General features: G+C 65.5%; 15 protein-coding genes and 2 pseudogenes. 8 read left to right on the top strand and 9 right to left on the bottom strand.

Annotation, left to right across the window (positions count from 1 at the left end):
• Nucleotides 1-81: 81 nt before the first annotated feature.
• Entirely contained in the window at nt 82-3,777 is a 3,696-nt protein-coding gene (locus tag AOZ06_RS15915; RefSeq protein WP_054290102.1) for a WD40 repeat domain-containing protein, read from the bottom strand.
• Between the two features lie 453 nt (nt 3,778-4,230).
• On the opposite strand from AOZ06_RS15915, the gene AOZ06_RS57775 reads away from it, so the two are divergent.
• Complete coding sequence (locus AOZ06_RS57775) at nt 4,231-4,488, top strand: hypothetical protein (protein WP_054290101.1); 258 nt, start codon at nt 4,231-4,233, stop codon at nt 4,486-4,488.
• 169 nt (nt 4,489-4,657) lie between these two features.
• On the opposite strand, the gene AOZ06_RS58900 is transcribed toward AOZ06_RS57775, so the two are convergent.
• From AOZ06_RS58900 to AOZ06_RS15895, 3 genes are all read right to left on the bottom strand, one after another.
• On the bottom strand, nt 4,658-4,990 hold the full coding sequence (locus AOZ06_RS58900) for an ANTAR domain-containing protein (protein ID WP_218921999.1): 333 nt from the start codon (nt 4,988-4,990) through the stop codon (nt 4,658-4,660).
• A 386-nt stretch (nt 4,991-5,376) separates the two neighbouring features.
• Complete coding sequence (locus tag AOZ06_RS15900; RefSeq protein WP_054290100.1) at nt 5,377-5,574, bottom strand: hypothetical protein; 198 nt, start codon at nt 5,572-5,574, stop codon at nt 5,377-5,379.
• 636 nt (nt 5,575-6,210) lie between these two features.
• A complete protein-coding gene (locus AOZ06_RS15895) occupies nt 6,211-6,561 on the bottom strand; it encodes a hypothetical protein (RefSeq protein ID WP_054290099.1) in 351 nt (116 codons plus the stop codon).
• A gap of 502 nt (nt 6,562-7,063) precedes the next feature.
• Here AOZ06_RS15895 and AOZ06_RS15890 point away from each other — a divergent pair.
• Nucleotides 7,064-7,997, top strand: a pseudogene (locus AOZ06_RS15890) (IS110 family RNA-guided transposase); the annotation flags it as partial.
• A 174-nt stretch (nt 7,998-8,171) separates the two neighbouring features.
• Here AOZ06_RS15890 and AOZ06_RS62060 read toward each other — a convergent pair.
• The 3 genes and pseudogenes from AOZ06_RS62060 to AOZ06_RS15880 form a co-directional block, all read right to left on the bottom strand.
• Complete coding sequence (locus tag AOZ06_RS62060; protein WP_169798813.1) at nt 8,172-8,603, bottom strand: hypothetical protein; 432 nt, start codon at nt 8,601-8,603, stop codon at nt 8,172-8,174.
• A gap of 200 nt (nt 8,604-8,803) precedes the next feature.
• A pseudogene (locus AOZ06_RS15885) lies at nt 8,804-9,581 on the bottom strand (transposase).
• 217 nt (nt 9,582-9,798) lie between these two features.
• Complete coding sequence (locus tag AOZ06_RS15880; protein WP_225955286.1) at nt 9,799-12,726, bottom strand: AfsR/SARP family transcriptional regulator; 2,928 nt, start codon at nt 12,724-12,726, stop codon at nt 9,799-9,801.
• A 1,524-nt stretch (nt 12,727-14,250) separates the two neighbouring features.
• Between AOZ06_RS15880 and AOZ06_RS15875 the strand changes: the two genes are divergently transcribed.
• From AOZ06_RS15875 to AOZ06_RS15865, 4 genes are all read left to right on the top strand, one after another.
• Complete coding sequence (locus AOZ06_RS15875) at nt 14,251-14,460, top strand: transposase (protein WP_083471715.1); 210 nt, start codon at nt 14,251-14,253, stop codon at nt 14,458-14,460.
• A gap of 138 nt (nt 14,461-14,598) precedes the next feature.
• On the top strand, nt 14,599-15,099 hold the full coding sequence (locus AOZ06_RS15870; protein ID WP_157233037.1) for an IS3 family transposase: 501 nt from the start codon (nt 14,599-14,601) through the stop codon (nt 15,097-15,099).
• Nucleotides 15,045-15,170 (top strand): hypothetical protein, encoded by a 126-nt coding sequence (locus AOZ06_RS62055; protein ID WP_417999954.1) that lies wholly within the window; start codon nt 15,045-15,047, stop codon nt 15,168-15,170. The genes AOZ06_RS15870 and AOZ06_RS62055 overlap by 55 nt, the downstream gene beginning before the upstream one ends.
• A gap of 32 nt (nt 15,171-15,202) precedes the next feature.
• Nucleotides 15,203-16,597, top strand: a complete 1,395-nt coding sequence (locus AOZ06_RS15865; protein WP_054290097.1) for an IS30 family transposase — start codon at nt 15,203-15,205, stop codon at nt 16,595-16,597.
• Here AOZ06_RS15865 and AOZ06_RS57765 read toward each other — a convergent pair.
• Together AOZ06_RS57765 and AOZ06_RS58895 are read right to left on the bottom strand one after the other, a co-directional pair.
• Complete coding sequence (locus tag AOZ06_RS57765) at nt 16,494-17,126, bottom strand: DDE-type integrase/transposase/recombinase (protein ID WP_169798925.1); 633 nt, start codon at nt 17,124-17,126, stop codon at nt 16,494-16,496. The genes AOZ06_RS15865 and AOZ06_RS57765 overlap by 104 nt on opposite strands.
• A gap of 47 nt (nt 17,127-17,173) precedes the next feature.
• Nucleotides 17,174-17,506, bottom strand: coding sequence for a transposase (locus tag AOZ06_RS58895; RefSeq protein ID WP_218921998.1), 333 nt, complete (start codon nt 17,504-17,506; stop codon nt 17,174-17,176).
• A gap of 435 nt (nt 17,507-17,941) precedes the next feature.
• On the opposite strand from AOZ06_RS58895, the gene AOZ06_RS15850 reads away from it, so the two are divergent.
• The gene (locus AOZ06_RS15850; RefSeq protein ID WP_054290095.1) at nt 17,942-18,586 is read left to right on the top strand and encodes a hypothetical protein; all 645 of its coding nucleotides are present in this window, start codon (nt 17,942-17,944) and stop codon (nt 18,584-18,586) included.
• A 59-nt stretch (nt 18,587-18,645) separates the two neighbouring features.
• Nucleotides 18,646-21,108, top strand: a complete 2,463-nt coding sequence (locus tag AOZ06_RS15845) for a DISARM anti-phage system protein DrmE domain-containing protein (protein ID WP_054290094.1) — start codon at nt 18,646-18,648, stop codon at nt 21,106-21,108.
• Nucleotides 21,109-21,147 lie beyond the last annotated feature (39 nt).

The raw sequence follows: 21,147 nt of genomic DNA, 5'->3' as shown, positions 1-21,147 counted from the left end.
GCTCCTGCGGACCGTCGGCGCAGCGCCTGAGTGTCGGCCAGGCCCGGCCGCCCGACTCAGGCTGAGCGGCGGGTCGGGTGTTCACGAGCAGATGGGCTGGTACTCCAGTTCAGGCATCAACTGCTCCCACCGGGCTGGGCTGATCGGACCGATCACCTGGCAGATGCGGGTGACGACACGAGCCGGGTCCGGATCCCACAGCCGTATCGTGCCGTCACCGCTGGTGGTGGCAAGGGTGCGGCCGTCCGGGCTGAAGGCCACTTGAAGGACGTCACTGGTGTGTCCGATCAGGGTTGCGGTCAGAGTGCCGCTGGTCGCATTCCACAACCGCACCGAGGCGTCGCTGCTGGTGGTGGCAAGGGTGCGGCCGTCCGGACTGAAGGCCACCGCGTAGACCTGGCCGTTGTGTCCGGTCATCGTGGCGACCTCGTTGCGGCTGGCAACGTCCCACAACCGCACCGTGGCGTCATTGCTGGTGGTGGCGAGGGTGCGGCCGTCCGGACTGAACGCGACCGCCGAAACCGCCTTGGTGTGTCCGGTCAACGTGATGATCTCCTTAAGGGTGGTCATATCCCACAACCGCACCACAGCTTCGCTGCCAGCGGTGGCCAAGGTGCGGCCGTCCGGACTGAACGCCACCGTGTACACCTCACCGGCACTGTCGGTCAGGGTGGCATTGAGGGTGTGGCTGACGACGTCCCACAATCGCACTGTTTTGTCGTCGCTGGCGGTGGCCAGGGTGCGACCGTCCGGACTGAACGCCACTGCGAAGACTTCGCTGGTGTGCCCGGTCAATACAGCGATCTCCTTGCCGCTGGCCGTATCCCACAATCGCACCGAGGCGTCGCTGTCGGCGGTGGCCAGGACGCGGTTGTCCGGGCTGAAGGCCACCGCGTAGATCTGGCCGGTGTGTCCGGTCAGTGCGGCGATCTCCGTACGACCAGCCATATCCCACAACCGCACCATCCTGTCTCTGCCACCGGCGGCCAAGGTGCGGCCATCGGAGCTGAAATCCACAGCCAAGCCGGGCGCGACCGGAGAAGGGGTGAGTATCGGACCGTTCATATCCCACAGCACCGCGGTGTTGTCGTTGCTGGCACTGGCCAAAGTCCGACCGTCCGGGCTGAAAGCAACCGCGTGGATCTGGCCGGTGTGTCCAGTCAGGGTGGCGGTCAGGGTGTGGTTGGCCGTAGCCCACAACCGCACCCTGCTGTCACTGGTGGCGGTTGCCAGCGTGCGACCATCCGGGCTGAACGCCACCGCGAGAACGTCACCTGTGTGTCCGGTCAGCACTGCGGTTTCTTTGTGGTTGGCCGTGTCCCACAGTCGTACGGAGGCGTCGCCGCTGGAGGTGGCCAGTGTGCGGTTGTCTGGGCTGAATGCCACGCCGAAGACCTGGCCTGTGTGTCCGGTCAGTACAGCGGTTTCTTTGTGGTTGGCCGTGTCCCACAGTCGTACGGAGGCGTCGCCGCTGGAGGTGGCCAGTGTGCGGTTGTCTGGGCTGAATGCCACGCCGAAGACCTGGCCTGTGTGTCCGGTCAGTACAGCGGTTTCTTTGTGGTTGGCCGTGTCCCACAGTCGTACGGAGGCGTCGCCGCTGGAGGTGGCCAGCATGCGACCGTCCGGGCTGAACGCCACTTCCCAGACCGCCTTGGTGTGTCCGGTCAATGCGACGATCTCCTTGCGGCTGGCTACGTCCCACAACCGCACCGAGGCGTCGTTGCCGGTCGTGGCGAGGATGCGGCCATCCGGGCTGAACGCCACCGCGAAGACCTGACCGGTGTGCCCGGTCAGAACAGCGAACTCCTTGCGGGTGGCCACATTCCACAACCGCACAGTCCGGTCCCTGCTGCCGGCGGCCAGCGTGCGGCCGTCCGGGCTGAACGCCACGCCGACGAACGGGCTGGTGTGGCCGAGGCGAGCGGTGAAGTGGTGACTCTGGCTGCTCAGCAGTGCGCTGCGGGCTTCGACCAGTGCCGGATCCTGGTGGAAGGCTTCGACGGCGAGCAGCATGGAGGCATCCGGTTGCCCGTCGGCCAAGGGCGCGGACTGTGCGATCAGTTTGCCGACCAGAGCGGTCCGGCGTTGCTCCAGCGCGATCTGGCGTTGGGCGAAGGCCATCCAGGTGGCGGCCAGCGCCGAGACCAGCAGGACGGCCAGCGCCGCGGTCACCTGCCGCTGACGGCGGGTACGCCGCCGGGTCTCACGGTCGCTGGCGTGCAGGAAATCCTGTTCGAGGGCGTTGAGGTTGTCGCGCCACCGGGGATCATCGGCCCAGTCGCAGGCCATGTCCAAGCGGGTGCCGCGGTAGAGAGCCCCGGGATCGCGGTCGAGGGAGTCCCACGCCTGGGCCGCCTCGGTGAGCTTCCGGTGGGTTCGCAACCCGTCGCGATCCTCAGCCAGCCAATCCCGCAGCCGCGGCCAGGAGCGGATCAGTGCCTCGTGGGCGATCTCGACACTGCCGGCGTCCACCGTGAGCAGCCGGGCCCGTGTCATAGCGTCCACTACGGCGGCGGTGGCCGGGTTGAGGTCGAGTTCGCCGCGGGGGATTCGTCGCTTCGTGTCCTGCGTCCCCTCGCCCAGGGCGACCAACCGTCCAAAGACCTGCCGGGCTGTTCGCTGTTGCTCGTCGTTCAGGCTGGTGTACACCGTCTCGGCGGTCTGGGTGATCGACTGGGCGATACCGCCCGCAGCCTGGTATCCGGCCAGCGTGAGCGCGTTGCCGCGTCGTCGCCGCCAGGTCTGCAGCAACGCGTGCGAGATCAGCGGCAGTGCTCCGGGTTGGCCGGTGGCCTCGGCGACCACCTGGGACACCAACGCTGTTTCCAGACGGCAGCCGACGCCCAGCGCCGGTTGGGTGATCGCCGCGCGCAGGTCCTCGGTGGTCATCGGCCCCACCACGACCTGGCCGTGGCGCAGCGCCTCGACCAGGTCGGGATAGTGGGCGCAGTGCGCGTAGAAGTCCGCCCTGAGCCCCAACACAACCCGGGTACGGCTGTTCTCCGCGTGCGCGGCGGTCATCAGCAGCTTCAGGAACTGCGATCGCTGCTCCTCGTCGCCGCAGAGAGTGAAAACTTCCTCGAACTGGTCCACCACCACCAGCAACTGCGCGTCCGCGGGGTGGCCGACCAGGGTTTGCTGGGCGGTCAGGTGCAGGCACTGCGCATCGGCGCGCAGCGCGTCGTGCACCTCGCTGGGCGTTCGCCCGACCAACCCGGCCAGACGAGCGGCGCATTCCCACAACGGGCGTGATGCCGGGGTCATCAACACCGTCGGGCCAGCCGCCGTTGCGCACACACCACGGGTCCGGGCCTCGTGTAGCAGCCCGGCGCGCAACAACGAGGACTTGCCCGAACCAGACGGACCGACCACCACGACGACGCGCCGCTCGGTCACCCGTCCAGCCAGTTCGGCCACCAACTGCTCCCGGCCGAAGAACCGGTCGGCGTCTTCGACCTGGAACGCCCTCAACCCCACGTACGGCGCTGGGCTCACTGTGTCGTCACTCAGGTCGTCGGCCGACGGTGGCCCCGCCAGTTTCGCGGCCAGATCCCGCCATCGGTGCTCCCAGGCGGCCTCGTCTCCTCCGCATGCGGCAACGTAGGCGAGGGTCACCGACAAACTCGGCAACCGCCGCCCAGCGGCGGCATCCGACAGGGCCGCCGCCGAATAGTGCGCCCGATGGCTCAATTCCCTGTACGTCGGCTTGCCCGCCCGCGTCCGCAAGTCGCGCATAGCGGCCGCGAACTCCACGAGCGGCCCGTCATCGTCGTCCAAAGAGCGTTCTTTGCGTGCCAACGACTACCACCCCGCCTGTAGACATCCACATCCACCCGGATTGTTGGGGTCACGCCGTTCGGTGTCGAGCCTTGTGGTGCCCGACAACCCGAAAGCGCCAGACCCGTGGGCCAGCGTGGGGAATGACCGGCAACGGTTGGCGGAACCGTCAACAGGCGTCCGGAGCACAGGCTTCCCGAGAGCGTCCCCGGGGATCAGGTGACGGGTCGCGGCCGATTCGGAACATTCGGATCTCGTGTTCGCGAACCGCTGACGTCACACGGTCACGGCGTGAAGGCGTCGAACGGTTCGAAACCGGGAACGTCGGGGTCGGACCATTCCTCGATGACGATGACCTCTGTCGGATTGCCGTCCTCGTCGTGGCCGATTCCGAGCGTGGCACGGACCGGCCGTGCGGGTGCCTACCGTCGTGTTGTCCACTCCTGGTAGGCCGTGTCGGTCCAGATCCAATGGCAGCCACATCTGGGCGGCAGGGAAACGTTCGGCCATGGCGTCGCGGTCGCGCCGCACTCGCTCCGCCTCACGATCAGAGACGCCGAGGGTGATGAGGGTTTGGTGGAGTGTCTCGGCAGCGATGAGAGTCGTGCCGTCGAGGTAGGTGTACAGGCTGCTTTTCGAGATGTTGATCTGGCTGGCCAGTTGGACGCGGTTCAGGCTGTGGCCCTCCCGGCGCTCGACACGGCGGTGTAGTCGCGCTGGCGGTGGGAACGCCTGTCAGTAGGTGGTTGGTGGGTTAAGCAGTCAGCCCGCCGACCATCGTCCGTGCAAGGCCGTCCACGGAGCGGTTCCCGCTACTGCCGCCGTGGTCGTGGCGGCTTTGAGGACGTCTGTGGCGGTCGGCCGCCGCGACCAGCGGGTCCTATGAGGATGGCGGCTCGGAATGTTGGTGGATGGTCAGCAGAAGGTGGTCGAACTGGGTGCGTAGTTGCAGCGGGCCGCCGCCGAGTGCGGTCAGGGTCGCGGCGAGTCTCTCGGCCAGGTCTCGTAGTTTGGTGTTGGTGTTCTGGGATCGCCATTGCAGCGCGCCTTTGGCTTGTTCGATGTGCGCGCGGGCCCCCAGCAGGTCGGGGATGGCGTCGTCGAGGATCTGGCGGCGGTCCTCGGCCAGACTGGGGTCGAGGTCGGTGTAGTAACCGGTGGTGCCGATGGTGACACCGGTGTCGCCGTAGAGACGGTCACCGACGACCAGCACGTGGTGTTCGGTTCCGGCGGTGTCGATGATGCGGTGGCGGCTGCAGAACGCGGTGCCGTCGCGGATCGCCGCGCCAATGCCTCGGCGACCGCGTCGCGGCCGTCCGGGTGTTTGTGGGAGAGCAGGAACTCGGTGGTGGGGTGCACCGTGCCCGGCCGGTAGCCGTGCAGCGCGGCGACTTCGTCGGACCACTCCCAGTGCTGGTCGGCGAAGCGAAACTGGAAGCTGCCGATCGTGAGTGGGCGACCGGCCACGATCTGGTCCAGTGCCGGCGGTGGAGTGCTCACCGAGGGCTCAGCGGTCTCAGTCACCGGCTCAGTCATGGGCTCATTCTGTCCACAGCGGTGACCGATCCATACACACTGACCTGCTCGGGCCGGGTGTGGTCAGGGTCGTCGGCGGCCGTGTCGGTTCCAGTTGTAGCCCGAATGGGCGAGCGCCTTCTGCATGAACTCGCCGTACCCGTCACCCGGAAAGCCCGGGACCACGGTGGTGACGGCGACCCCGCGGTCACCGGCGCGCGGCGGGACCCAGCCCTGGCGGTCGCGTTCGATGTTGTGGCTGCGGGCGAGGTAGCGATCCATGGCCCGGCTTGTCCGTCGTCGGTCGCGACGTCCACGACAGCGCAAGCTGGAGAGGGAAAGCCCGGGCTGCTCCGGCAGACCGGTATGGCACGGGTGCCGGGCGTTGATGTGATCCTGTGCCTCTCAGATCCGGGCGTGCGCGGTCACGGTTCCCAGCGCGGCTCGCAGCAGGCGGGCTACTTGCCGTGGGGCCAGCCGGTCCGGGCGACGATGTCGGCGGTGGTGTGCTGGGCCAGGCCCGCAACGTGAACCGCTGACGCCGTGGCAACAACGCCAGCTCGTCCAGCAGCACCGCGCCGAGCAGGGCGGCGTCGAGGCGGGTGCGGTCGATTCGGTCATCCAGCTCCGAACGCAGCCAGGTCAGCACCTGAGCCCTCGTTGTCCGGCCGGGATCACCGCAGTCACCGGAGCCCGGAAGTCGTGAATCCGAGACGTGAGGGGGAGTTGCGATGAGGACGACTTGACGGCACAGCCAGGCGCGTTGGCCGGGAACGGCCGACGTCAGTCGCGACCCGGTAGGCCAGCGTCATCATCCGTTCGGGCGCGGCGACCTAGTCCGACACCCAGGACGGCACGACTACAGCAGGTGCGAGCGGACCGGTGTGAACCTGAGCGGCGGCGGTCACCGGACTGACTTCAACATGGGTGTCCGCCACACGGGGCCAGCAATACCGGGCGGAAGGTGACGTGCGTCTCGCAGCGCGCGAGCACGCACACACCGTATGCGGAGTTCCCGCCGGTCGACCCGGAGTTGCCCGAGTCCCCGGAGTTGCCGGTCACGGCCTTGTTCGAGCTGGAGGTGCTGCCGCCGTTGCCCGAGTCGCCGCCGTTACCCGCGTGGGAGCTGCCCAGCACGGTGTTGAGCGTTCCGCCGAGACCCAGTGGGCCATCGGAACCGGTGTCAGCGCTCGCGACCGCGTTGCCCAGCAGGACGAACCCGCCGGACATGACTGCGGCGACGATGCCGCGTCGTACGTACCTGTGCATCCTTTTTCCTTGCCCTTCAATCGCTTCGTGGGAAGAACTTCAGCTCAGCGAAGAAACAAGGACGATCAACTTGGATGATGCCTGCCGTACGACGTCCACCACGACGGCCCCACCGACATGCCCGATGCCGCGCCCCATGACCCAACCGGTCGTGGCAACACGCGTGTACCGGTCACAGTGGACCCATCAGCACCTGGACCATGCGGTGCGTTCGTGACACCGCCGGGCGCTCCGGTCGCAGCCGGACCACTCGGTGGTGTCGGCGGCGCACTCGGCGCCGGCTTCACCGACCACATCGGAAGGCCAGTGTTCACCTTGTGGACAGGCACGATATCCGCAGGCCTCGCTCACCACCGAAAGTGGGACAGAGCAGAAAGTGAGACAGAGCCACTCGTTCCAGTGCCACGCTGATCATGCCGGTGGGTTCGCTCGACCACTCGATGCCCCGTCAGGTGGCTGATGTAAATCATGCGGCCCACCGGCTACCAACCGATCGCCTGGAATGGCTCAAGAGGAGCGTGACATCGCCTCGACTGGGACATGCCTCCAGCCGATCCACCCTGTCCGGCAAAGGAAAGAACCCACGAGCATGATCGTTGTCGGCATCGACGCCCACAAACGCACCCACACCGCGATCGTCGTCAACCAGCTGGGACGCACCCTCGCGACCAAGACCACGGGCACCACCAGCAAAGACAACCTCACCCTGCTGCGCTGGGCCACTGAACACGACAACGAGCGAATCTGGGCCGTCGAGGACTGCCGCAACATGACCCGCCGCCTGGAACAAGATCTGCTGGCGGCCAGCGAACGCATCGTTCGGGTCACCCCGAAACTAATGGCCGCCACCCGCGACAGCGCACGCACATACGGCAAATCCGACCCCATCAACGCCTTGGCCGTGGCCCGCGCGGCCCTGCGCGAACCCGACCTGCCCACCGCACAACTCGACGGCCCCGAACGCGACATGCGCCTGCTGACCGACCACCGGGAAGCACTCATCAGCGAACGCACCAGGGCAATCAACCGGCTGCGCTGGCGCCTGCACGAACTGGACCCCCAATGGGACCCCACCGCCCGATCTCTCGACCGCGTCAGCGCCTACAACACCCTCACAGCCCGACTCGACCAATTCTCAACAACCGTTGCCCGCCTCGCCGAGGCGCTCGTCGAACACTGCCTGCACCTCACCGCCCACATCAACCAACTCGAAGCCGAGATCACCACCCTGGCCCAGCAATGCGCACCGACGTTGCTGACCATCCCCGGATGCGGACCACTGACCGCCGCCAAGATTCTCGGTGAAACCGCTGACATCCGTCGGTTTCGCTCCCGCGACACCTACGCACGACACAACGGCACCGCACCTCTGCCAGTCTGGTCATCCAACCGCGCCCGCCACCCGACTCAGTCGTATCGGCAACCGTCAACTCAACGCCGCCCTACACCGCATCGCCCTCACCCAAGCCCGCTGCCACCCTGACGCGCGAGCACTGCTCGCCCGCCGACGAGCCCGCGGAGACGGCGGCCTGGAAGCCCTACGCGTACTCAAACGACACCTCTCCGACATCGTCTACCGCGCCCTACTCAATTCACTGGCCCGATACGTCTTAGTGATCTTCTCGATGGCGCCAGTCTCGTATCCCCAGCAAATCGGCCACGCGCCCCTCCCAGCCGACCAGGTCGGGGCGTTCCGTGGCGACTATGTCCGCTTTTACGACCCGGTGCGGAAACACCACCACCTCGACCTTGCCGATCACTGGCACGAGCACGGTCGTCCCCTCCGCACCGACACGCGGGACCAGCCCGTGGGCGGCCAACGCGTATGTACCCGCTGGTGTAGGAAAGGCGTAGCCACCGTCGCTGTTGGTGCACCACCCCCTGCCGTCCAGCGCCTCGATAGGTGGGGTCAGCGCATAACAGATGACGCCACAGTCATCAACCGGTTCACCGGTTGTCAGCCTCACGGCCCCTTGGACAATCCCAACTCCGTCCGGTAGTTCCCACCCAAAGGCAGCAACGTCGGATACGTCGTCCGCCATCGGCACCTCACAGCCTTCATCGCCGCCAACGAGGCGTCACAACGTGGGGTTACCTGCGCCGTGTCCTGAGCGTCAATCCGCCACTGTGACGATCACGCGCACATCACGCCAAGGGTACGGTGGACGGTGCGCCTAGCGCTCGCAGCCTACCTAAAGGCTGTCTCGTAACTGATCTTGTGGTGGTCTCGGAGTTGAGTTGGTCAGCCGGTGATGGCAAGGTTGTGCAGGAAGGCGATGCCGGAGGCGGTGGTGGCCAGGGTGTGGCCGGCGCGGCGGTAGTCGCGCAAAATCTTGTAGGTCTTCATGCGCGCCAAAGCATGTTCAACGCGGGCGCGGACCTTGCGGTGGATCTTGTTGAGATCCTCTTGCCAGTCCGGCAGAACAGCACCCTTGGTGCGCTTGCGATACGGCATGATCACACCGGGATTGCCCTGGTAGCCGCCGTCGGCCATGACGGGTCGACCGGACAGGACATCGGCGATGCCGGAGTCGGGATAGACGGTGCAGTCGTTGCGGTTGCCCGGTTGCGGGTCACCGGTCGCGATCACCAGGCGGGTGTCTGCGTCGATGGCGACCTGCAGGTTGGTCGAATACCGGTAGTTCTTCGACCGTTCGGCGACCCGGTGATCACGGGTGGGCACCAACGTGCCGTCGACGATCGCGATCTGATCGACCCGGCGTCGCCGGACCGGGGCCAATGCCAGCAACGGGCCGAGCGAGTCGACTACGCGATGGGCTGCGGAGTGCGAGACGCCGCAGCGGACCGATCTGCCGCATCGTCAGGTTCGTCCGCCAATACGTGGCCACCAGCAGCACCCGGTCCGGCAGTGTCAGCCGCCATGGCCGACCCGGCCGACCGTCGGCGATCGCCTCACCGCCACGTTGAGCCACGACTCGCACGAGCTTGCGGAACTGACCTGGTTGCAGCCCCGTGAACGGGACGATCCACTCCGACCGAGACGCCGAGATCACCTGCATCCCGTCATGATCAACCACGGGCCTGACCAGCCGATCACCGGGTTACGAGACAGCCTTTAGCGTCGTCCGGGGGTGTTCAGTTCGCGGCGATAGTTGGTCATCTCCGACATGCCCTGACGATGTGGAGATCGGCGGCGTGCTGGTCCGGCGCGGGGAAGCGGTGATCACTCCATACCTGGCTTTTCGAGCGGCACAGGCTGGTCGGCTGCTCGCGAAGTCATCGACGGTCGGCTTGGTGGTTACTGAGGTGATCACGGAGGTCGTTGATGTGAAGATCCTCAACGTTGTTGAGGCCTAGGTGAATGATGATGTTCAGGGCTTGATCCCAATGGTGGCGGGCCTCGTCGTTGTGACTGAGGGCATGGTGGGCGTGTGCGAGACCGTCGTGGGCTCGGGCCTGGTCGGCGAGTTGGCCAACACCGTGGACGATGCTCAGGGCTGTCTGCTGTTCGGCGAGTGCCTGCCGGGCTTGCCCGGTGGCCAGGTAGGTGCGGCCAAGACCTAAGATGGCTTCGAACTGACCGTTGACGTTGTTGGTGTCGCGGGCGATGGCCAGGGATTGCCGGTAACACTCGATCGCTTGCCCGTACCGGCCTTGGAGGTGCCGGACGTTCCCGAGGCCGCGGAGAGCATGTAGTTCGCCGCTGTAGTCGTCGACGTCGCGGGCGATGGTCAGGGCCTGGTTGAAGCAGGCGAGGGCGGGCTCGAGTCGGCCCTGGATGCAATGGATGTGGCCGAGGAGCCGAAGCGCATGAAGTTCGCCGCTGCGGTGGCCAATGTCGCGGGCAACGATGATGGTCTGGTTGAAGCGGGCGAGAGCTAGCTCGTACTGGGCACAGATGTAATGGACGTGACCTAGCCCGTTCAGTGCGACTCTTTCGCCGTGGCGGTCGCTGGCCATGCGGGCGATGGTCAGGGCCTGGCCGAAGCTGTCGAGGGACAACTCGTACGCACCCGAGTTGTAATGGACGAAGCCAAGGCCGTGTAAAGCGTGGATCTGCCCGCTGTGGTCGCCGGTTTCGCGGGCCAGGGCGAGTGCCAGGGTGTGCAGCGTTCGTGCATCGGCGATACGGCTGGTGGTGAAAAGATGCGAGCGCAAGGTCGTGGAAAGGGCGATGACATGGCCTGAACGTCCGTGTCTGGCAGCGTCGGCAGCGACAGCGACGAGGTTGGCGTGTTCGTTGTCCAGCCAGGCTGTCGCAAGCGTGCGATTGTCGAAGACCTGCGTGGAAATCGCCGGTTCGCTGGAGCCACTGCGTTGGCGTTCCAGATGGTAATCGTTGCGATACACCAGAGTGACAGCTGCAGCGGCGGTGTGAACGAAGTGGTCAAGTAGGCGGTTCACCGCCTCCTGCCGCTCATGCTCGGTATCTTCGACGATCGCTTGGTGGGTGGCATACGCACGGAGCAGGTCGTGCACGCCATAGCGATTCGGTCCGGCGCTGTGAGTGAGATGCGCGCGGGTCAGGGTTTCTAGGTGTTGGCGCGCCGTCTCGACGGTGATCCTGGCGAGGGCGGCGACGGCATGGGGGTCGATGTCGGTCCCGGGGTGTAAGGCGAACAGCCGGAACGTCCGGCGGACTCCAGCGGGAAGCCGCTGATAGGACCAGGAAAAAACGGCGTGGACGGTGGCGTGCCCATCTCCGTCGATCTCCAGCCGGTCGAGTCGCCGCTGGTAGTCAGTGAGCTCGGCGACCAAATCGGCCAGTGGAATCGTGGGGTGTGTGTTGGCGCGTTCTGCGGCGACGCGTAGGGCCAATGGCAAGCGTGAACATTGGCCGACCAGCGCAACGACGGCATCGGGCTCGGCCTCGGCACGAGGACCGATCAGCTGACTGAGGAGGGCGATGGCGTCTGTGAGCGGCAGGAGGTCCAGATCGAGACGGTGAGCTCCATTCACGGCGACCAGCCCGGAGAGCGAGTCGCGGCTGGTGATCAGCACCAGACAGGTGCCGGTGCCCGGGAGAAGTGGGCGGATCTGGTCGACGCTGCCGGCGTTGTCCAGCACGATCAGCATCCGGCGTCCGCTGACTTCGGTACGGAAGCGAGTGGCGCGCTCGTCAACCTCTTGGGGTATCTGATCGCCGGAAACACCGAGGGCACGCAGGAACCGGTCGAGCGCCTGTCCAGGTGACAGAGGCTCTTCGGGATCGTAGCCGCGAAGATTAAGGTATAGCTGCCCATCCGGGTACTGGCCGCGGACCTGATGGGCCCAATGCAGGGCGAGCGCGGTTTTACCCACTCCGGCGGTGCCGGCCACCGCCACAATCACTACTGTGGTGTCCCGCTCCGACGCCGCGTCCACCGCGGCGGTGAGTGCGGCCAATTCCCGGTTGCGGCCGGTGAATTGTTGCGGTGCAGCCGGTAACTGCTGCGGCTTCGCCGCTTGGCGCGTGCCGCGCAGGCCAGCCAAACGCGGGTCCATAGTCAGGATCTGTTGCTGCAACTCCTGCAGCGGCGGGCTGGGGTCCGTGCCAAGCTCCTCGACCAGACGTGTGCGAACGTGCCGATAGTGCTCCAAGGCGTCAGCCGCGCGACCGGCCCGGTACAGGGCCTCCATGTACTGACCTGTGACACGCTCGTTCAACGGGTTTTTGGTGGCCCGCGCGGCGAGTTCGGCCACCAGGTCCTCACCATGTCCCAAACGCAGCAGGGCATCGGCGAGGTCACATTCCACGTTCAAGCGGTCCTGGTGCAGGCGGTCGCGCTCTGCCACAGCCCAGTCACCGCTCAGCCCTGTCAGTGCTTCTCCGCGCCACGTATGGAGCGCCTCCGCCAAGAGCTCCGCAGTCCGCTGGTCGTCGATGGCACGGCCGCGAGCCCGGTCACGAAGATCATGAAATCGTTGAAGGTCGACCGTTGCATGCTCGACCGCCAGAAGGTAGCCGCCTGCGCGCCGAACGATTCCTGCAGCACCTGTCATCGCCAAAACCTGCCGTAGCCGGGAAAGATAGCTCAATAGAGTCGCCCGAGCGCGCTGCGGGGGATCTTCACCCCAAACTCTGTAGACCAGTTGGTCCACTGACACCACATGATCGCCACTCAGGACCAATGCGACTAGTACACAGCGCTGTTTGGCTGGCCCTAGATCAATCGTGCGACCGTGATCGAGCAGGACAACTTCCCCCAACAGGCGGAACTCCATCACTTGCATCACCCCACCTCCATCTTCGCCGCGAAGATAGGGATTTACCAGCGTATTGCAGAATTTTGCTGAGGTTTCACACGACCGGTGATGCACCGTTGGCGTGGTGATCGGAGGAGTATGAGTCAGCGGCGACCGGGTAGACGCAGCGACGCATTCGGAGTCCAGTTGGACTGCGCCGGCTTGAAATCAGGATCAGCGTTGGTCGCACGTGATCTCAACGGCGGAGTGAGATTGCCCTCGTTCGACTACAAAGCATCCCTTCTGTCATCGACACGAAGCCAGGATTTCCGGGAACGGATGATGCGAAATAAAATTTAACGGTCGTGGAACTAGTGAAAGAAAAGAAAGGTATGTTTGGATCATGCGCAAACCATTGGCGATCATAGTTGCTGTCGTTGTCGGCATCCTCATGCTTGGCGTGAGCGTGAATTCGGCATTCGCTGGCGACGGCCCCCAGCGATCGGGCGCAACGGCACGCGAAAAGCGCTTTACCTCCCTCAGCGGAACACACTGCAACATCATTCAAAATTGCATTGATGTCCTCGGGGGTGGTCTGCGTGTCGACCAGGTTAAAGGTCGAGCCGTCATGCCCTACCCAAACACGACGAAGGTGTATCATTTCGAGTTGTGGGGAGTTGGATGGCACCATAATACTCGCGATCAGGTTTGGGAGGGGACAATCTGGCCAGGTTGGGTGAACTCTGGATGGGTCTCCGTGAACAGGAACTTCCCTCATGGCAGCGGCGTATGCTCCAGACTGTGGATTAAGATGGACGGCAGGTGGGAGATCGGGCAAGGTACAGCGTGCTTGAAAATCACACGTTGACTCATTGCCAGACCGAAGGGGCCAGACATAGGTGATCGATGAGCAGTGACCTCCGAAGATGCCGAGGAACCCATTCGCGAATCGCAAGTAGTCGCCGGAAAGACGGCCACTCCGAACCGGCTCGAGATCCCATTCCCAGGCCGAACTCTGGCTGATTTCTTACTTCCGTAGCTAAGACTGTTTCGTAACTGGTGTTGTTAGATTAGTGGGCTGCGGTTCTCCGATGACGATCCCCAGGTGGAGTCGGCGGCCCGCTCTCCGCGGGCCGCCGTTCCGACGTTCAAGGGTGTTAAGGCAGTAGGGATCCGAGTCGTCGAGCGGGTAGAAGTTTTGTAGTGACCGCCGCAGAGCCTGGCTAACGAAGGAAACTGACAAATGTTCACTCCTACACGACTGGACAAACGCAGTACGCGGAGACTGGCAGGCCGATCAGAATGCGTTCTCCGACTGCGTAGAGCCTGATCCAACTCCACATTGGAGTGATGCTCTAGCACCACATCCTCACCCAACAAACGCCGATACACCTTGGCGTTCTGAGCGCGGTGCCTTCGACGGCCGCCCAGTCGGATGAGGTTCACCCCGGGCAGTGGACACCGAGTTAGCAGGATTGTGTTCCTGCTGGAAGGATGTCTGTCATGCCTCCTCGTCAGCGCCGGTCGTACACGGCCGAGTACAAGGTCTAGGCTGCGCATCGGGTGATCGATTCTGGTCGAACGATCTCCGAAGTGGCTCGTGAGCTGGGGATTGACCCAGGGATGTTGAGTGTTTGGGTCAAACATGAGCGACGCAGGGTCGCCGCGGCCGAGGTCCACGGGGAGACGCCCCTGGAGCCGGCGGAGCAGGCCGAGTTGCAGCGGCTGCGCCGACAGGTGGCCGAACTGGAGAAGGACAACCAGTTCCGGTAAAAGCTTCGGCGTACTTTGCCGCGATGCAGAGGAATCGACCCGGTTCGAGCTGATGGCCAAGTACGCCGGCCCTGACGACACACTCACAAGGCCGGCAGCGCCAGTTCAGCGGCGAGTACGGGGTTCTCGGTGCGGCGGATGGCGCGGCTGTTGGGTGTGTCCAGTTCTGGTTATTACGCGTACGTGCACCGTGCTGTGGCCACGGTGCTGACGCCGCGGCAGCAGCGCCGCGCCGACCTGGAGGCCAAGATCACCCAGGCGCACCAGGAATCTGGCGGAACCTACGGGTCACCGCGGATCACCGCGGAGCTGCGTGCGCGGGGTGAAGTGGTGAGCGCCAAGACGGTCGCGTCGATCATGGCCTCGATCGGGCTGGAGGGCATCAGCCCGCGCACGTTCAAGGTCAAGACCACGGTGGTCGATCCCGCCGCGTCGTTCCCGCCGGATCTGGTCGGCCGCGTCTTCGACCAAGGCCGCCTGGATACCGTGTGGTTCACCGATATCACGTATCTGTCGTGTGGTGAGGGGAGATGTTCTTGTGCGCGATCCGGGACGGGCACTCCCGGAAAGTGCTCGGGCACAGTGTGGCTGACCACATCAGTGCCGAGATGGTCACCACCGCGATCGAGGCCGCGGTGACCGCTCGCGGCGGTGAATGTCAAGGCACGGTGCTGCATTCCGACCGTGGCGGCGAGGGCGGATTCAACTGATCGTCGCAACACCCTGACCGCGAGGTGGAGCGATGGCTGGTCCGAGGCAGAAGCAGGTTCGGGAGTATCGGGGGCAGATGCCTTCGCCGGGTCGACCGACGGTCGCATGGCGCGTGGATCGGGTGCGGTTCTGGGCGGCGATCGCGACCGGTGTCTTGACCGATGAGGCGTCGGAGGTGGCGGGTGTGTCGGCACCGGTCGGTTACCGGTGGTTCCGTCACGCTGGCGGGGTGAATCCACAGCTGTCCGCGACGGTCTCCGGCCGGTACCTGTCGTTCGTCGAGCGAGAGGACATCGCGTTGCTGCGCGCGCAAGGGGCTGGTGTGAGAGCGATCGCCAGGCAACTGGGCCGAGACGCCTCAACGATCTCGAGGGAGCTGCGTCGCAACGCGTCGACCCGGACCTATGGCGTCGACTACAAAGCCTCGACCGCGCAATGGCATGCCGAACGGCGCGCCAAGCGTCCCAAGGCCGCCAAACTCGCCGTCAACGAGCGACTACGCGACTATGTCCAGCAACGTTTGTCCGGTGAGGTCCGCGACACCGACGGCGCCGTCATCGGCCCCGACGGTCCGGTATGGAAGGGGCGGAACAAACCGCATCGCGCTGATCGGGCCTGGACGACGGCGTGGAGCCCAGAGCAGATCGCGAAACGGCTACCGGTCGAGTTCCCGGATGATGAGTCCATGCGGATCAGCCACGAGGCGATCTACCAGGCCCTCTATGTCGAAGGCCGCGGCGCCCTCAAGCGCGAGCTCGTCGCCTGCCTGCGCACCGGCCGGGCCCTGCGTGTCCCGCGCGCCAGATCCAGGCAGAAGGCATGGGCGCACGTGACCCCGGAAGTCCTGATCAGTGAACGCCCCGCCGAGGCCGACGACCGCGCCGTGCCAGGACACTGGGAAGGCGACCTCGTCATCGGCCTGCAGCGCTCCGCCATCGGCACCCTGGTCGAACGCGCGACCCGGTTCACGATGCTTGTGCACCTGCCCCGCGAGGAAGGCTGGGGCGTCACACCACGCACGAAGAACGGGCCGGCACTGGCCGGCTACGGCGCGATCACCATGGCCGATGCCCTCGCGAAGACCGTGACCCAGCTTCCCGAGCAGTTGCGACGGTCGCTGACCTGGGACCGCGGCAAAGAACTGTCCGCACACGCCCAATTCACCGTCCAAACCGGACTTCCGGTCTACTTCGCCGACCCACACTCCCCATGGCAACGCGGCACGAACGAGAACACGAACGGGCTGCTACGCCAATACTTCCCGAAAGGCACCGACCTTTCCCGCTGGAGCGCTGAGGACATCGCAGCGGTCGCGGCCACCCTCAACTCACGACCACGCAAGACACTCGGCTGGAAGACGCCCGCCGAAGCCCTTGACAACCATCTACGATCAATCCAAGACACCGGTGTTGCGACGACCGAATGAATCCGCCTTGCGAGCCGCGGTCGGTGTGCACCACGCAGCCGGCGGTGTCACCGCGGCGGGCGAAGGCGTTGGTGAGAGCGGTGACGGCGAGGCGGGAGGTCATCCGGGAGTCGATGGAGTAGCCGACGATCCGGTTGGAACAGGCGTCCTTGACCGCACATAGATAGAGCTTTCCTTCTGCGGTGCGGTGTTCGGTGATGTCGGCTAGCCACAGCCGGTTCGGTGCGGCGGCGGTGAAGTCGCGGCGGACCAGGTCGTCGTGGACCGGCGGGCCGGTCTTCTTCCCGTTGCGGCCGCGTTTCTTGCCGAACGCACTCCACCAGCCCATCGACGAGCAGATCCGCCACGCGGTCCGATCCGCCATCGACGAGCCAGCGTCGCGGGCTTCGTCGGCCAGCAACCGGTAGCCGAACTCCGGATCGTCGCGATGCGCGTCGAACAACGCGTTCGCCCGATATGCCCGCTCGAATTCTGTCCCGGTGACCGGCCGGGCACGCCACCGGTAGTACGGCTGTCGAGCGATGTTCAAGACCCGGCACGTCACCGTGACGGGGATACCGTCCGCGGCGAGCTCGTTCACGAGCGGGTAGAGCCTTTTCCCGGCAGGTTCGCCTGGGACAGATAGGCCGTCGCGCGGCGCAGGACCTCGTTCTCCTGCTCGAGCAGCTTGATCCGCTTGCGGGCCTCGCGCAGCTCGGCCGAGTCGTTCCTGGTCATGCCCGGCTTCGCGCCCTCGTCGGCGTCGGCCTGGCGCAGCCACGTGAACAACGTCATCGGGTGGACCCCGAAGTCCTTGGCGATCTGCTCGACGGTCACGCCGGGTTCGCGCTCGCGAGCGACCCGCACGACATCGTCGCGGAACTCCTGGGGGTAGGGCTTGGGCACAGTGACATCCTCCCAGCTCACCATCACGGCAAGCCAACTCAGATGTCACCTATCCGTGCAGCAGACCCCCCCCACCTTCGTGGGCAGAAGCAGTGTGCGACCCGATCGCAGGGGTGGTGGCGCATGGCATTGATCGACGGGAGCATGCTGGTCTACCTCACGGCCCGCCGCCTGGCAACCGGCGACGAGGCGTGCGGGGAACTGGGCGCGATCGGCCATGGATGGCCGCCACCGAGCTGACCGAGTACCTGTGCGACGAGGTCTGGAGCTGAAACCCCGAGCGAGACCAGCACAAGCCCGACGTTCACCGTGTACCCGGACAGCGAGCTCACCGGCCCGGCCATTGAAAAGACCCACAGCAGGTTCGTGCTCAACTACGACGACGTGTCGTTGTGACGCCTCGCTCTCACGCACGAGTCGGCCTCGACGGGGCGTCGGTAGCGGAGTATCAATCGGACTGTGATCCCAACTTACGATGCCGCGCCCCGTATTCAGGTTCAACCCGCCGTACTCAAGGTCTTGACTCCTCGGCGCGTCGTCGAAGGCTTCTCAGTCGTCAGGGACTACGAACCCCAGGTCGACATCACCTGGGAGGAGGCTGTCGAGTGCCTCGATGCCGAAGCGAAGTGGCTGGATCGCGCAGCCGCAAGCCGGGATGCCGAACAGTTCGACGAGTTGCTCTACTCGGCGGCCGAGCAGGAGGCCGGCGGCGGCCCTGACGACCTCTTTCGGGGAATGGATGTCGGCGTCGCAGGCTTGGTGTTCGTGCTCTCTGCTGCTGGCTACGCCACCTGTTACAGCTGCCGCGGGCACGCGGGCATCATGACCGGCCGGGTGCCACAGGTCCGCCTGGCAACCGAGCCCGACCGCCTGGAACTACTGGTGGGCTATGCCGAGCGTGCGGAATGCGGCCTGCAGACGGATGGAGATGGCCTCGTCAACGCCTACGCGTCGACCGTCCTGGGCCTGCACAAGCTGGCCAGGCTGATCTCGGACGATAGGGCTGTGTTCGAGGCGATGGAGAACCCGTCATGGCTGGCGCCGGCGCTCGCGTCGCGGGACGAGGACTTCGAATGGAATGACGACGACGATCCGAGCAGCTAGCCGCCACATCCAGCGTGGCATCGTCGCGTCTGTCGTGCCTCCCCGTTAACGTCACTGGCATGGGGCACCTGGGCGACTCCGGTCATCACATCGGGGGAGGGATGACTGCGGGCGTGCTGGATGGCGTGCTGCGCTACCGAGGTGGTGGAGGCCGCCCGCTGCCGTTCGAACCGACGTCGTTCGACGTGGAGATGCTCGCTGCCGTCGAAGGTGCCGTGGTCCGGGGTATTCCGCTCGCCGTCGTCCTCCCATTACCCGGCACGGCAGCCCCGCTCCTGCTCGGTGCGGCCTCTCTGGTCGGAGCCGTGTTGCGGACCCGTAGCTTGGCCGTCGAGGTTGCCGTCGCCTCGACCAACCTCACCTCGCGCACGCTCTACGACCGTTTGTACTTCGAGAACCAGCGACTCGCCGATTTCATCCCGCGCAGTGCGGTCGACGTCGGTGGCGCCGCGAGGTTGGTCGGGAAGCCAGCACGTGACAGTGGCGGTCGGCTGTATCTGGTGAACCAGCTGTCACGGCTTGACTCATGGAGTGGTCGGCTCGCGGCACTTGTGATCGATGCCAGCGCCGCCACGTCCACTGCGGTCGCGCGCACGCTACGTCGACCGGACTTGTCGGCCGCCGTTGTATACCTGACGGCGGACCCGTTCGACCCAGCCCTGGAACTCGTGCGTAACGCGGGTGGATTGATCTGGGGATGGGACGCGCCCGCGCTTACCGACCTCGCCGTGTCGGCGCTCGGGGACGGGAACCTGTGTGCCCGTCCCTTGGTGGCCGAGGCGGAACTCCTTGCTAGCGCGGGAAGTTCCGACGTCGTCGTCTGGGGCCTTGACGACGGCGAACGGTCCAACCTCGACGACGCGCTGGCCGCGCTCTGGCGGGCGCTTGGGCAGCTCTCGGGCGCATACCGCCTGATCGCGGGCTCGGTATATGGCGCCTCCGAGGCGACTCGATGGGTGTGGAGCGTGTACAACTCGCTGACGTCACTGCCGGTATCTCCGCGCCGTTACGACGCCCAACTGGGCATCAGCCCATATGCCGTTCGCTTGGGCGAGTCGGTCTCGACAGCTCGGGCCTTCGCTCGGAATGTCGGTGGGGAGGCTGGACAGCGTTGGTACGACGTGGCCAACGCGCTCGACGACGCGCTCGACGCAGCTGACCAGGAGGAGAAGCTCGATCGTGTCCTTGCCTGGCTGAACGAGCGAGTCGCGCAGAACGCCCCGGCCGCCCTCGTGCTGCGTAATCGTGCTGCGGTCAACGCGGTGACGAACGCGTTGGACGAGTCCACGGCGAGCCCCGTGGGTTGGCCGGACGTCGTCAGTGTCGCCACGATCGCCGATGTGACCGCTGGCCGCACCAGTATGAGTGGCGTCGGCGAGATCTGCCTGCCTGGACCGCTCCCGCGCAGTCGCTCAGGGCTGCTGGCGCTGCCGCCAGCAAGCCGTGTTCGTGTTATCGCCGCCGGCCCGTTCGAAGCGCGCCGGGCGGAGCAGCAGGCAGTGTCTGCCCGTTCGGCGCTCAGCGCCATACGTGCTGAAGCAGTGCGACAGAGCGGCGTGCGGCTCGGCGTGCCCGCTGAGTCTAGCGATCAGGGAACTGATGGATCCCAACGTGTCCACGTGTTCTCTTCCGGCCGGGTCGCCGCTGTGGTACCGACGAGCGTCGGGGATGCCCGAGACAATCCTTGGGAGCCGTTCGACCTGGACATCGTTGCGATGCTTCAACGCACCATTGCCGCTGGAGGGTCGGCAGACGAAGAAACGCAAGCTGTCGCCCCGGCGCGTGTGCGAGGTTCAGCGGCGACTTCCGCCGTGGAGGTTCTGGCCATTTCGGTTCGAATGGGCGACGAGACCGGAGTCCTCCTTGCTGAACCCAACGATTTGATCACTCGCCGACGTGGTGAGGCGGTTCAACGTGTGGCGGCCAAGTCGCTGGTTCCGGACGACGTCGTTGTACTCGTGGACCACGCCGCTCGGCACGATCTGCTCACCGCCGTCACCGAGAAGCTGTCGGAGTCCCCCACATACGCGCCATTGGCCCAGCTCGTTGCGTTCTGGAAGGCTCGCGCGGCCCGGCTGCGGAACTCCAATCTCACCTATCGTGACATCCTCCGGCGGATGCGAGGCACGTCCTTGACCTCGGAACAAACGATCGGGACATGGGTCAGAGGTGTGGTCGACGGTCCCCAGAAACCGGAAGATGTCCGGCGGTTCGCCGAGGCGGTTCACGACACCCAGCTCCTAAACGAGGCCGAGCGGGTGGGCTGGGCGCTCCGGACACTGCACGCCGTCCACCGCCGGATTGGGCGATGGCTGTCCGCGCAGATCGCCGGCGTCCAGATGCGCCGGGACGAGGGTCTGGTGGATGCCGACCTGGGTATCCACGTCTCCGACCTGCTGGAAAGCGTGACAACCCACGCCGTGATCTCCATCGACAGGGCGGTCCATCAAGCGCCGGCCAACGCCGTCGGCCTGGTGCTGCCGCAACCGGATGCGCTCCGTCTCTTGACCTCGGCATCCTGAGCGTCTGCGGAAACCGCAAGTCAAGGGCTGGGTAACGCC

The sequence above is a fragment of the Kibdelosporangium phytohabitans genome (genome assembly GCF_001302585.1).
Taxonomy (GTDB): Bacteria; Actinomycetota; Actinomycetes; order Mycobacteriales; family Pseudonocardiaceae; genus Kibdelosporangium; species Kibdelosporangium phytohabitans.
Note: the sequence above shows the minus strand (reverse complement) of the source record. Positions and strands in the feature narration are given on the sequence as shown.

What these genes read in the sequence shown, in the direction of transcription:
- AOZ06_RS15900 (WP_054290100.1), bottom strand. Translation starts at nt 5,574, where the DNA reads ATGGATCGCTACCTCGCCCGCAGCCACAACATCGAACGCGACCGCCAG.
- AOZ06_RS15895 (WP_054290099.1), bottom strand. Translation starts at nt 6,561, where the DNA reads ATGCACAGGTACGTACGACGCGGCATCGTCGCCGCAGTCATGTCCGGC.
- AOZ06_RS62060 (WP_169798813.1), bottom strand. Translation starts at nt 8,603, where the DNA reads ATGGCGGACGACGTATCCGACGTTGCTGCCTTTGGGTGGGAACTACCG.
- AOZ06_RS15880 (WP_225955286.1), bottom strand. Translation starts at nt 12,726, where the DNA reads ATGGAGTTCCGCCTGTTGGGGGAAGTTGTCCTGCTCGATCACGGTCGC.
- AOZ06_RS15870 (WP_157233037.1), top strand. Translation starts at nt 14,599, where the DNA reads ATGGCGCGGCTGTTGGGTGTGTCCAGTTCTGGTTATTACGCGTACGTG.
- AOZ06_RS15865 (WP_054290097.1), top strand. Translation starts at nt 15,203, where the DNA reads ATGGCTGGTCCGAGGCAGAAGCAGGTTCGGGAGTATCGGGGGCAGATG.
- AOZ06_RS58895 (WP_218921998.1), bottom strand. Translation starts at nt 17,506, where the DNA reads ATGGTGAGCTGGGAGGATGTCACTGTGCCCAAGCCCTACCCCCAGGAG.
- AOZ06_RS15845 (WP_054290094.1), top strand. Translation starts at nt 18,646, where the DNA reads ATGGGGCACCTGGGCGACTCCGGTCATCACATCGGGGGAGGGATGACT.